The sequence below is a fragment of the Rhodococcus sp. DN22 genome (assembly GCF_036669995.1).
GTDB lineage: Bacteria > Actinomycetota > Actinomycetes > Mycobacteriales > Mycobacteriaceae > Rhodococcus_F > Rhodococcus_F erythropolis.
In genome coordinates, this window is record NZ_CP133326.1 from 4,978,968 (window position 1) to 4,993,085 (window position 14,118).

At 63.0% G+C, this 14,118-nt stretch carries 11 protein-coding genes; 4 read left to right on the top strand and 7 right to left on the bottom strand.

Annotated features, from left to right (window positions below):
- Positions 1 to 177: 177 nt before the first annotated feature.
- The 3 genes from RA302_RS22710 (at position 178) to RA302_RS22720 (ending at position 4,754) form a co-directional block, all read left to right on the top strand.
- On the top strand, positions 178 to 1,836 hold the full coding sequence (locus tag RA302_RS22710) for a DNA repair helicase XPB (RefSeq protein WP_003940219.1): 1,659 nt from the start codon (positions 178 to 180) through the stop codon (positions 1,834 to 1,836).
- A 102-nt stretch (positions 1,837 to 1,938) separates the two neighbouring features.
- Entirely contained in the window at positions 1,939 to 4,017 is a 2,079-nt protein-coding gene (locus tag RA302_RS22715) for a peptidase (protein ID WP_030535353.1), read from the top strand.
- Positions 4,018 to 4,091: 74 nt separating this feature from the next.
- A complete protein-coding gene (locus tag RA302_RS22720; protein WP_007733514.1) occupies positions 4,092 to 4,754 on the top strand; it encodes a DUF3239 domain-containing protein in 663 nt (220 codons plus the stop codon).
- Between the two features lie 9 nt (positions 4,755 to 4,763).
- On the opposite strand, the gene RA302_RS22725 is transcribed toward RA302_RS22720, so the two are convergent.
- From RA302_RS22725 to RA302_RS22750, 6 genes are read right to left on the bottom strand one after another with little or no spacing between them, the layout of a single operon-like run.
- Positions 4,764 to 5,750 carry an LLM class F420-dependent oxidoreductase gene (locus tag RA302_RS22725; protein WP_030535352.1) on the bottom strand — a complete coding sequence of 329 codons (987 nt, stop codon included), beginning with the start codon at positions 5,748 to 5,750 and terminating at the stop codon, positions 4,764 to 4,766.
- A gap of 13 nt (positions 5,751 to 5,763) precedes the next feature.
- A complete protein-coding gene (locus tag RA302_RS22730; RefSeq protein WP_030535351.1) occupies positions 5,764 to 6,996 on the bottom strand; it encodes an MFS transporter in 1,233 nt (410 codons plus the stop codon).
- Positions 6,993 to 8,339 (bottom strand): LLM class flavin-dependent oxidoreductase, encoded by a 1,347-nt coding sequence (locus tag RA302_RS22735; RefSeq protein WP_030535350.1) that lies wholly within the window; start codon positions 8,337 to 8,339, stop codon positions 6,993 to 6,995. The genes RA302_RS22730 and RA302_RS22735 overlap by 4 nt, the downstream gene beginning before the upstream one ends.
- A gap of 31 nt (positions 8,340 to 8,370) precedes the next feature.
- Positions 8,371 to 9,243 (bottom strand): ABC transporter permease, encoded by an 873-nt coding sequence (locus RA302_RS22740; protein ID WP_030535349.1) that lies wholly within the window; start codon positions 9,241 to 9,243, stop codon positions 8,371 to 8,373.
- On the bottom strand, positions 9,236 to 10,057 hold the full coding sequence (locus RA302_RS22745; RefSeq protein WP_030535348.1) for an ABC transporter ATP-binding protein: 822 nt from the start codon (positions 10,055 to 10,057) through the stop codon (positions 9,236 to 9,238). The genes RA302_RS22740 and RA302_RS22745 overlap by 8 nt, the downstream gene beginning before the upstream one ends.
- Positions 10,054 to 11,133 carry an ABC transporter substrate-binding protein gene (locus RA302_RS22750; RefSeq protein ID WP_030535347.1) on the bottom strand — a complete coding sequence of 360 codons (1,080 nt, stop codon included), beginning with the start codon at positions 11,131 to 11,133 and terminating at the stop codon, positions 10,054 to 10,056. The genes RA302_RS22745 and RA302_RS22750 overlap by 4 nt, the downstream gene beginning before the upstream one ends.
- Before the next feature lie 276 nt (positions 11,134 to 11,409).
- Between RA302_RS22750 and RA302_RS22755 the strand changes: the two genes are divergently transcribed.
- The gene (locus RA302_RS22755; RefSeq protein WP_030535346.1) at positions 11,410 to 12,372 is read left to right on the top strand and encodes a sigma-70 family RNA polymerase sigma factor; all 963 of its coding nucleotides are present in this window, start codon (positions 11,410 to 11,412) and stop codon (positions 12,370 to 12,372) included.
- On the opposite strand, the gene RA302_RS22760 is transcribed toward RA302_RS22755, so the two are convergent.
- On the bottom strand, positions 12,348 to 14,069 hold the full coding sequence (locus RA302_RS22760) for an FUSC family protein (protein ID WP_030535345.1): 1,722 nt from the start codon (positions 14,067 to 14,069) through the stop codon (positions 12,348 to 12,350). The genes RA302_RS22755 and RA302_RS22760 overlap by 25 nt on opposite strands.
- Positions 14,070 to 14,118 lie beyond the last annotated feature (49 nt).

Genomic DNA, 14,118 nt, shown 5'->3' on the forward strand with positions numbered 1-14,118 from the left:
TCGATCCTGCCCTGTTGACGTAGGGGTGCTCGCACTCGGGCACCTCTACTTCGGGCTGTGCGAGCGTCGCCTGTTGGCGTCTGCGCCCCGATACCAGGACAATGGCAGGGTTGGCGTCAGCCGACAACGCGGCGCAACGCTCTGTGGCTGCCGCGTTTGCTTCACTAGGAGGATTCCGTGACCGACGGACCGTTGATCGTCCAATCCGACAAGACGCTGCTGTTGGAGGTCGACCACGAGCGCGCCGGCGATGCCAGGCAGGCAATCGCCCCCTTCGCGGAACTCGAACGGGCCCCCGAACACGTCCACACCTATCGCATCACTCCCCTGGCCTTGTGGAATGCCCGCGCCGCCGGACACGACGCCGAGCAGGTTGTCGACGCGCTCGTGTCGTACTCACGATTCGCGGTTCCACAACCGCTGCTGGTCGACATCGTCGACACGATGGCCAGGTACGGACGCTTACAGCTGGTCAAGAGCCCGGTGCACGGCCTCATCCTGGTCAGCCTCGACCGCGCAGTCCTCACCGAGGTGATGCGACACAAGAAGATCTCGCCGATGCTCGGTGAGAAGGTCGACGACGACACCGTGATCGTCCACCCGAGCGAACGCGGCCGCCTCAAGCAGATGCTGCTCAAGGTGGGCTGGCCGGCCGAGGACCTCGCCGGCTACGTGGACGGCGAAGCGCACCCGATCGATCTCGCTTTCGAAGAGGGCCACTGGGAACTGCGCGACTACCAGCAGATGGCAGCGGATTCGTTCTGGGCCGGCGGCTCGGGCGTCGTCGTGCTGCCGTGTGGCGCCGGCAAGACGATGGTGGGCGCCGCAGCGATGGCAAAGGCCAAGGCCACCACCCTCATCCTCGTCACCAATACCGTTGCCGGTCGTCAGTGGAAGCGTGAGTTGATCGCGCGTACATCGTTGACCGAGGAAGAAATCGGCGAATACTCCGGCGAGCGCAAGGAGATTCGGCCGGTCACGATCGCGACCTACCAGGTGATCACACGTCGCACGAAGGGCGAGTACAAGCACCTCGAACTTTTCGACTCCCGCGACTGGGGACTGGTGATCTACGACGAGGTACACCTGTTGCCCGCGCCCGTCTTCCGGATGACGGCAGATCTGCAGTCGCGCCGCCGTCTCGGCCTGACCGCAACGCTGGTTCGTGAGGACGGCCGCGAAGGCGACGTCTTCTCGCTCATCGGCCCCAAGCGCTACGACGCTCCGTGGAAGGACATCGAAGCGCAGGGCTGGATCGCGCCGGCCGACTGCGTCGAGGTGCGAGTGACGATGACGGACGCCGAGCGCATGTCCTATGCCGTCGCCGAACCGGAGGAGCGCTACAAACTGTGCTCGACGGCTCACACGAAAATTGCGGTCGTGAAGTCGATCCTGGCCAAGCACCCCGATTCTCCGACTTTGGTGATCGGTGCGTATCTCGATCAGCTCGACGAACTCGGCGAAGCCCTGAACGCCCCGGTGATCAAGGGATCCACCAAGAACAAGGAACGCGAGATCCTCTTCGATCAGTTCCGTAACGGTGAGATCCAGACGCTGGTGGTGAGTAAGGTCGCGAACTTCTCGATCGACCTTCCGGAGGCGTCTGTCGCCGTGCAGGTTTCGGGAACCTTCGGGTCGAGACAGGAAGAAGCGCAGCGACTCGGACGCCTACTGCGACCCAAGCACGACGGCGGTCAGGCTCACTTCTATTCGGTGGTCTCGCGCGACACTCTCGATGCGGAGTACGCGGCACATCGTCAGCGATTCCTCGCCGAACAGGGCTACGCCTATCGGATCACCGACGCCGATGACCTGCTCGGACCTGCCATCGGCTGAGCATTTCTGCAACACGTTGCAGAATCAAATGGACATACGTCCAGTTATCTGTAGAGTGTCCCCTGTCACAGTCGTGTCCATCGGCCGGGGGTCACCAGCACCATGCGCTCAGTTCCACGTCTACGGGGTCGGCTCGCCGGAACCATCTCGCTGCTGACTGCCGCCGTCGTCGTCGCCACGACCGGCGTCAGCGCCGCGGCACCGAGTCCTGCTCCTAATGCGCAGAACTCGGTGTACGCACTTGCGAACGGTTGCTTCGCGCTGCGCACCGAGTCTGGTGATTTCGTCCGTCGTGACGGATCGGCGTACCTCACCGACGTAACGAAAGCCGCAGACGCCGAACCGTTCCGGCTACATGCGGCCCAGTTGGGTCGTTTCATGCTGTACGGCCCGGACGGGTCGATGCTCTCGCACGACGGCGCAGACTCGGTGCTCGCCACTTCCGAAGCAACTCCGTCCACCGACTGGACCGTGATGTCCACTGGCGAGTCCTTCGTTCTGACAGCGACCTCGAACGGCCGACAACTGATCTCGCGAGATTTGATGCTCACGATGTCCGATCCCGGTGACGTTCCCGACTCTGCGTTCACGCTGATCCCGCGCGACGGCTGCGCCGACTTCCCCGAAGCGGAGGTGGGCGCAAACGGCGTTCCGGGAGAAATCGGACCGAACGGTGAAGTCACCGGATTCATCGACACACACGTGCACATGAATGCTTCCGAGTTCATGGGCGGAAACCTGCACTGCGGCCGACCTTTCGATCCTCAGGGCGTCACCGCAGCGCTCGTCGACTGCCCGGACCATCAACCCGACGGGATACCGGCGCTCCTCGAAAACGTTCTGTCGTACGGCAATCCCTTCGAAACTCACGACACCACCGGCTGGCCGAGTTTCACCGACTGGCCGGCGCACGATTCACTGACACACGAGCAGACGTACTACAAGTGGGTCGAGCGGGCCTGGCGTGGCGGTCTGCGAATCTTCACCAACCTCTTTGTCGCCAACCGTGTCCTGTGCGAGCTGTATCCGAGTAAACGAAATCCCTGTGACGAGATGGAGACCGTCCGGATCCAGGCGCAGCAGACACGCGAACTCCAGGACTACATCGACGCCCAGTACGGCGGTCCCGGCCGGGGTTGGTTCCGCATCGTGAGCTCCCCTGAACAGGCCAGGCAGGTGGCCGCCGACGGAAAGCTGGCCGTCACCCTCGGGGTGGAGGTGTCCGAACCCTTCGGTTGCTCTGTGCGCAACGGAATTCCGCAGTGCACCGAGGACGACATCGACCGCGGCCTGGACGAGTTGTACGACCTCGGTGTCCGGCAGATGATCGTCACGCACAAGTTCGACAACGCCCTCGGCGGTGCCCGTTTCGACGGCGGCGTCACCGGAGTGGCCGTCAACATCGGCAACTACCTGGGCACCGGGGAGTTCTGGCAGTCGGAACCATGCACCGGCGTTGCCGAGGACAATGTGCTGCCCACCAAGGTCGACGGCGCACAGAATCTTCTCGCGGTACTCCCACCCGGAGTGACGCTTCCGGTGTACCCCTCTGGTCCGCAATGCAATTCGCACGGCCTGACCGACCTCGGCGCGTACACGATCCGAGGTTTGATGGACCGAGGGATGATCGTGGACATCGATCACATGAGCGTCAAGACCGCCGAAGCGGCTCTCGATATTCTCGAAGCTGCGAACTACTCCGGCGTCGTTTCCAGTCACAGCTGGAGCGACCCGAGCCTGTACAAGCGGATCTACGCACTCGGCGGATTTGTCGCCCTGTACGCCGGACAACTCGACGCATCGGACGAAAAGCCCGAAGAGCGTGGGTTCATCGACCAGTGGCGGGACGCACGGGCGATGCGAAGCGAGAACTACTACTTCGGTTTCGGCTACGGCGCCGACACCAACGGCTTCGGGCCGCAGGCCGCACCGCGCGGCGACGCCGCAGAAAATCCGCTGCAATATCCGTACACCGCCTTCGACGGCACGGTCATGGACCAGCAGCGCGCCGGCACCCGGGTTTTCGACGTGAACACCGACGGCGTGGCGCAGTACGGGATGATTCCCGACTGGATCGCGGACATGCGCATCGCCGCGGGAGCCGACGGCGACACCATCATCGAGGACATGAGCCGCGGCGCCGAGGCTTACCTGCAGATGTGGGAGCGCGCGCGAAACTAGCTACGCTGGTGGACGGTCCCCGGGCGATCGGGGGCCGGTCCTAGATCGTCCGGCACCACCCGAAGGAATTTTTCGTGGCTGACTTCCAGTTCACCGTCGACAAGGCTCACGCCAAGTCGGTCAACGACACACTGGCCGATGTACGCCGCCTGCAGATTTCTGCGGTGATCTTCGCGATCGTCCTCGCCGCGGTCGGGGCCTGGTTGATCAGCATGGGCGAGGTGTGGTCCATCATCATCGGCGCAGTCCTCGCCATCGGTGCGGCCAGTTCCCTGTGGGTTGCCGTGTGGGCACCTCGCAAGGTGGGAAGCGTCGAATCTCTGTATGCGGACAACCCACTGGTTCCCGCGATCGTCACCGAGGTTCACCCTCGAGCGGCGACCTTGACGGCATTGATCGACATCGCGAAGCCTGCGGCCGGAGCACCGCAGTACGCGCTCGTCAGCCGCAACGTTCGACTCAATCCGAAGTGGCGAGTCGGCGACCGCATTCCGTCGGTCGCACTGCGTTCGGATCGTTCCACCCGCAGCAAGGCTGACACGTGGCAGATGGTCAGTCCCATGCCGATCGAGTGGGGGACAAAGGACTCGGCAGTGCTGGCACGCGCGATCGCTGCTGTCAGTGCGAGCGAGTGGAACTTCCTGCAGAGCCGGATTCCCGATTCCGAAGAAGTTCGCACCCACCCCGATCGCCGGGTTCTGATCAACCCGGCCGATCTTCCTGACTCCCTGCGCTAGCCCTAACGGTTACGCGAGCGCGGGCAGCACTTCCTTCTCGAACATCTCGATTCCCGACGTGTCGTACGCGGCCTCGGGGAAGTAGAAGATTCCGTACTCGAGTCCCTGTGCCTCGAGCGCCGACAGGTTCTCGATTATCTGCTCGGGTGTACCAACGGCGGGCATTCCGCGGAACGCATCGAGCGACGCATCGGCGGCAGCTTCGCCGACCAACGGCGTCAGTCGGGCCTTCAGTGTCTCCAACCGCTGAGCCACCTCGGATTCCGTCGCGCCGATGGCCACGTTGTAGTTGGCCGAACGGACGATGGCGTCGAAATCGCTACCGACGGTGTCGCAGTGCTTCTTCAGGATTTCGGACTTGTGCGCGAAGCCGGCCGGGGTGCCGTCGAAGTTCGTGTACTGCGCGTACTTGGCCGCGATCTTGAGTGTGACCTTCTCGCCGCCACCGGCAACCCAGATGGGAATTCCGCCCTCTTGCAACGGAAGTGGACGGCACAGCGCTCCGTCGACCTGGTAGTACTTGCCGTCGAGCGTCGAGCTGCCGGTCGACCACGCCTGCTGCATGATCTGGATTCCTTCGTCGAGGCGGCCCAGACGCTCACCGGCAGAGGGGAAACCGTAGCCGTACGCACGCCACTCCTGCTCGTACCAACCGCCGCCGATGCCCATCTCGACGCGTCCACCCGTGATGAGATCGGTGGTCGCGGCGACCTTGGCGAGGTACGCCGGGTTTCGGTAGCTCATGGCGGTACACATCTGGCCGAGTCGGATACGCGACGTCGATGCACCGAGTGCGGCCATCAACGTCCACGCCTCGTGAGTCGCTTCTTCCGTCGGCTGGGGAACGGTGTGGAAGTGGTCGTAGACCCACACCGACTCCCACGGTCCTGCCTCCGCGCGCAGCGTGAAGTCTCGCATCACCTCCCACTGCTTCGCGGGGTCGATGCCGACCAGGTCCAGACGCCAGCCTTGAGGTACGAACAGTCCGAATCGCATGTAGCGAGCCTACCTACAGTTTCCCGACGCGCGACCGGGGTGACACCCGCGGAGAGTAGACCGGAATGAAGCGGAACATTATCGCCGCGCCGGCGAACGACGTCGCGCCCAGAGCGGCGAATGCCCACCCGAGTGGGAGCACCGCGGCGAGTAGACCGATCGCGAGCGGCCCACCGAACATACCGGTGTCGTGAGTCAATCGCCATGCAGCGAGGAACTCGGCGCGTTCTTCGGGCGGGGCGATATCGGCACCGAGGGTCATGATCACGCCGTTGCCCAGTCCGTTGCCGATCCCCATCACGACAGCGACCACGGTCAATCCCACTGCACCCGTCGAGAACGGCAACAGTAGGTACGACACACCGATCACCGTCAGCGAAGGCACCGCGACCAGCCTGCGGCCGTATCGGTCCATGATGTGTCCGGCCGGGTACGAGCACAGCAGGTCCACGGCCGCACCGATACCGAAGATCACACTCACCTGGGCTGCATCCAATCCGAGGTGCAATGCCCACAATGGAAGAACGGCCTCACGCGAAGCGCGGGCGGCGCCCATCAGAAGGGAGCCTGTCCCGAGCGTCGACAGAGCGGCACGATGACGGCGAAGGATCTCCGGGAGCGTAACGTGTCCGTGATCGCTGTTGCCTGCCTGCACCTTTCGTGGCGGGTCGGGAACGCGGGCCATCAGCGCCCCGGCGAGCACGACGCCCACCAACTGGACGAGGAATCCTCCGCGCGCTCCCACCAGGAGAATCACGCCGGCCCCGATGAGCGGTCCCAGGAAGAAACCCAACCGCCACATCGCAGCGAACGACGACATTGCTCGGGCCCGTAGACCGAGTGGCACGGTCTCGGCGAGGTAGCTCTGCCGCGCAAGGCCCCACACCGCATTCGCCAATCCGGTCAACAGTGCGCCGATACCGAGCATCCACGGAGTCTGCGCAAGGAGACAGATCACCACTCCTGTTGCACCCAAGGAACTTCCGCCGATGATCGACCTGCGCTCACCGAAACGCGACACGATCCTGCCGGCGGGGAGGTCACCGAGTACGGCGCCCAAACCACCGAGTGCAACGATCAAGCCGGCGACGGCAACCGATGCACCCAGGTCGCGCGCGGTGACGGCCATGATGGGGGCAGCCGCACCCTGACCGATCCCGAAGATGGCCGCCGGTACGAAAACCGTTGTGACCAGTGGCTTGAGACCGGCAATCGCCGGCTGTTCCTTGGGCAGTGTTTCCGTCACGCGCTCACTTCTGCCGCGTCAGCGGCCCGCGAGAACCGATTCGCCGGACGATCGAGGCCGTAGTGACCCAGCAGGGTGGATTCCGTGTATTCGGTCCGGAAGAGCCCACGCGCCTGCAGAATCGGCACGACCCGGTCGACGAACACCTCGAGCCCTCCGGGCAGATAGGGCGGCATGATGTTGAAGCCGTCCGCGGCGCCCTTGTCGAACCATTCGGTCAACTCGTCCGCGACCTGCTCCGGTGTCCCGGCAAATGTCCGATGCCCACGGCCACCGCCGAGTTTGCCGATCAGTTCACGGACGGTGAGGTTTTCGCTCTCCGCAAGGTCTTTGACGAGCTGGTATCGACTCTTGTTTCCTTGGATGCGATCGATGTCCGGCAACGGGGGCAACGGGGCATCCAGCGAATGCTCGGTGAGGTCGACGCCCACCATGTTCGAGAGTTGGCGCAGCGAGTACTCAGGTGAGATGAGATCCGTGAACGACTGCTCCAGTGCCTTGGCTTCTTCTTCCGTATCCGCGATGAAGGGAACGATGCCTGGCAGCACCTTGATCTCGTCGGGACTACGCCCGTACTTGATCAGCCGCGCTTTGAGGTCGGTGTAGAAATCCTGCCCCTGCTCGAGTGTTCGTTGAGCGGTGAACACGGCCTCGGCATACTTCGCCGCGAAGTCCTTACCGCTCTCGGAGGAACCGGCTTGCACGAGCAACGGACGTCCCTGTGGAGACCTCGGCGAATTGAGCGGGCCAGCCACCGTGAATCGTTGACCGTCATGGTCGATGCGATGGACACGATCAGGATCGGCGAAGATTCCGGTCTCTTCGTCCAGGACAACTGCCCCCTCTTCCCAGCTGTCCCAGAGTCCGAGCGTCACGTCGAGAAACTCCTCGGCGCGCTCGTAACGACCGCTGTGCGTCGGTACCGCATCGAGGCCGAAGTTCGCGGCCTCGTCGGCGCCGGCCGACGTCACGATGTTCCACCCGCCTCGTCCACCACTGATGTGATCGAGGGAAGCGAACTTCCTTGCGAGAGTGTACGGATCGCTGTAACTGGTCGACGCGGTTGCAATCAGTCCCACCTTGTCGGTGGCCGCAGCGATCGCCGACAGCAAGGTGACGGGTTCGAAGATCGCCTGGGTGTTGTACTTGACCCGCGGGCCGACTGCTAGACCGTCGGCGAAGAACACCGAGTCCAGCTTTCCGCGCTCGGCGATTCTCCCCAATTCCTGGAAGTGCTTGACGTCCAGGAGGTTGGCCGCGTTTGTGCGTGGGTGGCGCCACGCCGCCTCATGATGGCCGACGCCCATCAGGAAGGCGTTCAGATGAAATTGTCGTTCGGACATGAGTTCGCAGAATCTTTCCGTGAATGTGTGGTCAGGTGGTGACGCGCCAGCGCGAGAGCCGACGTTCGATCAGGACCAGAATCGCGTTGATTGTCAGACCCAACAACGAGATCGCGACGATGCCCGCGTACATGTTCGGGATCTGGAAGTTGAGTTGTGAAGCGGTGATCAGATACCCGAGACCGGCTTTGGCCCCGACCATTTCGGCGGCGATCAGCACGAGAATCGACGACGCGGCTGCCATGCGGATACCCGTGAAGATCGTGGGAACAGCGGCGGGCAGAACCACCTTCTGAAACAGCCGAATCGAGGAGAACCCCAGCGAGGCAGCGGACTTGATCAGCAGCGGATCGACCGTGCGCACACCCGAAATGGTGTTGAGCAGGATCGGGAAGGTGCAGGCGTAGATCACAAGGGCGATCTTCGATTCCTCACCGATTCCGAGAATCAGCACGAAGACGGGAAGCAGCGCCAAGGCTGCTGTGTTGCGGAACAATTCGAGAATCGGGTTGAGGAAGTCGGAGACCGGGCGGTACCAGGCGATCGCAATTCCCAACGGAATCGCGATCGCGATGGCCACGAAGAAGCCGGTCAGCGCACGCGTCAGACTGGCGGAAACATGCTCTTGCAATTGTCCGTTCTCGGCGAGGGTGAAGAATGCGGACACAACTTCGGTGAAGGGCGGGAGGAAGACCTTGTCCACCAGCCCGAGCCGAGGTGCCGCTTCCCAGATCCCGAGGAAGATCGCGATCGCAATCGACGGCTTGGCAATCCGCCAGGCGGTGGAACCAATGTAGCGCGCCGCCTTGCCGCCGGCCTGGCTCCGCTGCGCAATGTCAGGTGTTTTGTCGGCCAACGGTTTCGGAGTGGCGACCACCTCCGGCGTCGCCAATGCGCTAGACATGTGCAACCTCCTTGGCAGGATCGAGTTCGCCGGCCCGAGCGCGCTCGACTTCACCGTGCAGTAGCGTCCAGATCCGGTGCCGGAACACTCGGAACTCCTCACCTGATCGCACGTCGTCGCCGGACCGGTCGATGTCGATGTCGACGATCGTCTTGACGCGCCCCGGCCGCGAAGTCAGTACTGCAACACGTTGCCCGAGGTAGATGGCCTCGTCGATTCCGTGGGTGATGAACAGGATCGTCTTGCCGGTGGCCTTCCAGATGCGCAGAAGCTCGTCCTGCAGCGACTCTCGCGTCTGTGCGTCCAGCGCTGCAAATGGTTCGTCCATCAGCAACACTTCGGGGTCGAATGCCAGGCTGCGGGCGATCGCGACTCGCTGCTTCATTCCACCGGACAACTCGTGCGGATAGCGATCCGCGAAACCTTGCAGACCGACCAGTTCGAGGTAATGCTCGGCGAGCTCGCGTCGCTCGCTCTTCTTCACGCCCTTCGCTTCGAGTCCGAACTCGATATTGTGACGTGCAGTTCGCCATGGAAGCAGCGCGTATTGCTGGAAGACGATTCCCCGATCCAAGCCTGGGCCCGTGATCTGCTTGCCGTCCAGAAGGATTCGACCGAAAGTGGGCGAACTGAGTCCTCCGAGGAGGTCCAGCAGAGTCGACTTGCCGCAACCACTCGGCCCGACGAGGACCAGGAACTCCCCCGGCGCCACGTCGATGTTGATGTCCTCGACCGCGGTGAAAACTTCGTCGGTCCCACGAATGTCGAACTGTTTGGTGACGTGCTCGAGCCGTAGTTTCGGTTCTGTGCTCATTTTGCTGCCTCCAGTGCCTGTCCGTCAGCGCCGCTGTCGGGTGAATACGTTCCGTTGGCGTACGGGTTGAATTCGTTGGTGTAGATGTCCGACGGCTTCAACTTTCCTTCTTCGAGTTCGCCGTTACGGGTGAGCCAGTCGATCCACGTGCTGATCTCGGTATCGGTGATCCTTCCGCCGGGACCGGCGACCCCCGGGCTCTTCCAGTAGCTGATGAGCTTGGTGTCCTCGTTGCGTCCGCGGCTGTTGATGATCGACGTCAGCTTCGCGATCACTTCTTCTCGTGGGTGCGTCTGCGTCCAGCGGATGGCCCTCGCTGTTCCCTGCACGAAATCGGCGACCGCCTCCTTGTTCTGCGCGATGTAGTCGTCACGGAACACCAACGTGCCGTAGGTGAACGAGCCGAACAGCGATTCGTCGGTGAACAGCTCGCGAAGGCCACCACGTTCGAGCGCGGAGTCACGGAAGACCGAGCCGAGGGTGGCGACGTCGATCTGTCCCTGCCGCAACGCTTGTTCCGTGTTGACCGGCGGAACCACGATCAGTTCCACCTGCTTGATCTCGTCCGGTGTAAGCCCCTCCCGCGCAAGCCATTCACGCACGACGAACTCGTGGTGCGCACCGAGGGTGTTCATCCCGACCTTCTTGCCGATCAGGTCCTTCGCCGATTTGATCGGACTGTCGTCGAGAACGTAGTAACCGTTGAAGCTCTCCTTGTCGGAGCCGTAGTACCCGATGACCGAGGTGATCGGTGAACCCGCGGAAGCCAACTTCACCACCGCACCGTTGAACGCTCCCCCGAACTCGGTTTGACCGGTCGCTGCGTTCTGAATGCTCTGAGGGCCGCTGGTCGTATCGCCGATCCAGTTGAGCTCCACGTCGTTGAAGTAGCCGAGGTCAGCGGCCAGTTCGGGGTAAATGACCTGTCCGGTGCTGCCCTCGTACCGCAGGACGGTCTTACCGTCGGCGGTCTTGACCACTTCGTCGGAGGAGCCCGAGCAGGCAACGGCAAAACTGGACAGAGTGACAAGAGCGACGACCGCGGCTACCGAGCGCGCGAAACGAGGGCGAATCATGAAGTTGCTTCCTGTAGAAGATGATTGGTTCAGTTCTCGGCTACACCTGTCCGGAGCGCCGTGTGCGGCGCTCGGCACAGGCAGGTGTTGGAATGTCAGTTCAACGACAACAGTTGAGCGACATGAGCGGGAAAGACCGAAACACGTGAGACTCCAATGAATGTGCAGACAGGATCGAGCCGTGAGCAGTGCCGAAACCATACGTCGGCACCCACTACCTGGGTCAACGGTTACATTCATGCCGGATTTAATGTGTGAGGTCCGTATCATGAGGGCATGCTTTCGCCGACGACTGCGCAGGACTTCGAGCAACACCGTGGCCACCTGACGTCGGTGGCCTACCGTCTCACCGGAAGTTTCAGCGACGCTCAGGATGCGGTGCAGGAGGCATGGATACGCTTGCAAGTCGCACAATCGAGACAAGGAAGCGACCTCGAGATCCGCGAGCTGCGCGGATGGCTCACCACTGTTGTCGGTCGGATCTGCCTCGATCATCTCAAATCGGCCGCGGTCAGAAGAGAAAGCTATGTCGGACAGTGGCTTCCGGAGCCGATCGTCACGCCCGTCGACGCCACCTCGGGCACACCCTCAGCGACACCCGATCCGCTGGAGTACGTCGTGACGCAGGAACAGAATCGTTTTGCTGCCCTCGTCGTCCTGGACACCCTTACTCCCGCTCAACGCGTTGCCTTCGTCCTGCATGACGGCTTCGACGTGCCCTTCGCCGAGGTTGCGCGCATCCTCGACATCGAAGTAGCCACTGCCCGTCAGTTGGCCTCGCGGGCCCGTAAAGCCGCAGCGTCGGCGCCGGTCCCGGTCAGTAGCGAGGAGCATGCTGCTGCCGTCGAGCGATTGGTGACGGCTATCGCGAGTGGAGATCTGAACGCCGTGATAGGTGCACTCGATCCCGATGCCGTCCTGATCGGTGACGCAGGCGGAACTACCCGCACGGCTGTCAACATTGTGCGCGGCAGCGATCGTGTGGCGCGGTTCTATCTGGGATTGGCCCGCAAGTACGGACCGGCAGCGGTGTTCTCGATGTCACCGGTTCTCGTCAACGGACAGCTCGGCGGTGTATTCGCCGGCTCACCGGGGGACGACCAGTACCCGCAGTTCGCCGCTCGCGTTGCCGGCTTCACTGTCCGCGACGGAGTTGTGTGCGCAGCCTACGACATTGCGAATCCAGCCAAGTTCAGCGCTGTGCCGATGCTCGATCACACCGAACCCGAACGCAAGTAGCGAGACTCCCATTCCTCGAGGTGTGATCTGGACACCTGCGTGCCGAACCACAGTCGGTGCAGTACATCCGATCCCAGATGATGCAATTCGGTGTGCGTCCTCCACTGCTGCGACGCCCACTCGGGTTCGTTGTGGGCGGCGTCGATCCCGGCCATCGCGCTACCTCGCAGTTCGAAGTCCAGGTCCCGACGAAGCTCCGAAAGCTCCGACCAATTCGCCTGTGGTGCATAGTGCCTCGCGCGAATTTCGGTCAGCAGCTTGAACAGGACGCTACCCGCCCGTTCGTCGACCCAGATCAGAGTGCGTCGATGCGCACCGCGCCCCACCGTCCACAGGACCACCAACGCCACGACGACGCCGATTGCCGTCTCGAGCATGCGGCTGAGGATCAGATGTCGGACGGTCCCGTGCGCACCACCGGCCGCGCCGAGGAGAATCGCGAGGGCGGTGATGAAGATGACGGCTATCCCGTAATTCCGCACCAGGAACAGCTCGATCCCCGCCATCAGGACTGCAAGTACCGCCACCAACCACAGACCGGTCGGACTCCAGGAGTAGATGGCACCCAACAGAATCAACCCGAGGACGGTTCCGCCGATGCGGTGGATTCCGCGATAGGTGCCCAGTATTCGATCCGGTCCTTGATGAAGGACCATCGCCGCGGCGATCACCGCCCAGTCCGGGCGATCGATGCCGAGCAGGACGGTGAGGGTTCCCGCCGCCATACAGGCAATGGACAGCCGAAGTGCCGTCACCGACGCTCGGCTGGACGGATTGCAGGCGCGGAGGAACCGATATCGGATCGTCGGGTCGGGCAGAGGCGGGTGGGCCCCGACCTCGTCGACGTCGAACGCGGGGTCCGCCATGAGCTCCGGATCGTGGTCGTCGGAGATCGCTCTGGCCATCGAGATCTGCGCTCGTTCGAGTTCACGGGTCAACGGGTGGTCTTTCCCGACGATTGCGCCGCGGTAAAGGCACTGCCACGCGTCGTGCAGCCGAAGTGCTGCAGCGTGGCGTTTGTCTCGCGTGAGTTCGGGTGGGGCGTACCTCGCCTGAGCGTCCGTGTACTCCGCAACGGCCGAGACGGCTGCCTGTACAGCGCTGCGTTCGACAGCTCTCGGTGCCCACAGGATTCCCGTCATCGAGACGACCACCGCGCTGATCCCACCGATTGCCGTCCACATCGCGACCTCGACCGGCGGCTGACCGGGAGTGGCGATCACGGAACTGATCTCGGTGGTGAGCAACAGAAAGAACGCGCCCGGTGGACCCAATCGAAGCGCGTCGACGGTGAAGGCGCAGGTCGACACCACGACGGCCATGATCAGCACGACAAAGACCAGCAGCACCGTCGGCGCTCCCTCGGCGATGGCTCGGTGGACGGGCTCACCCACCGATGCCCCGACGAAGGACAGGATCGTCAGCGCCGTCGCAGCGATACCGACTGCCTTCCACCTGCTCCGGTACGGACGACCCTCACCGTAGATCGATGCAAATGCACCGAGGCCGACCAGGAGCGAAGCAGACCCGAATCCGAGCAGTGTGGCGATGGCCGCCGGAATCGCCAGGGCGAGGGCGACGCGCACCGCTCCGGGGTACCGGTTTCCCACCGGCGGCAATCCGAACAGGACGCTGCGCGCCGGCCGCGGAGCCGGGAGGTCGGACTCGTGACCCGCTGATGTTTCTTCGGGGTCCACTGCCCATCCTTCGCGCCGGCCTGTTCGTGTCTGTGTCGTCCCATTCTTG

Coding starts and splice junctions, on each gene's coding strand:
- RA302_RS22715 (WP_030535353.1), top strand. CDS start 1,939: ATGCGCTCAGTTCCACGTCTACGGGGTCGGCTCGCCGGAACCATCTCG.
- RA302_RS22725 (WP_030535352.1), bottom strand. CDS start 5,750: ATGCGATTCGGACTGTTCGTACCTCAAGGCTGGCGTCTGGACCTGGTC.
- RA302_RS22735 (WP_030535350.1), bottom strand. CDS start 8,339: ATGTCCGAACGACAATTTCATCTGAACGCCTTCCTGATGGGCGTCGGC.
- RA302_RS22745 (WP_030535348.1), bottom strand. CDS start 10,057: ATGAGCACAGAACCGAAACTACGGCTCGAGCACGTCACCAAACAGTTC.
- RA302_RS22755 (WP_030535346.1), top strand. CDS start 11,410: ATGCTTTCGCCGACGACTGCGCAGGACTTCGAGCAACACCGTGGCCAC.
- RA302_RS22740 (WP_030535349.1), bottom strand. CDS start 9,243: ATGTCTAGCGCATTGGCGACGCCGGAGGTGGTCGCCACTCCGAAACCG.
- RA302_RS22750 (WP_030535347.1), bottom strand. CDS start 11,133: ATGATTCGCCCTCGTTTCGCGCGCTCGGTAGCCGCGGTCGTCGCTCTT.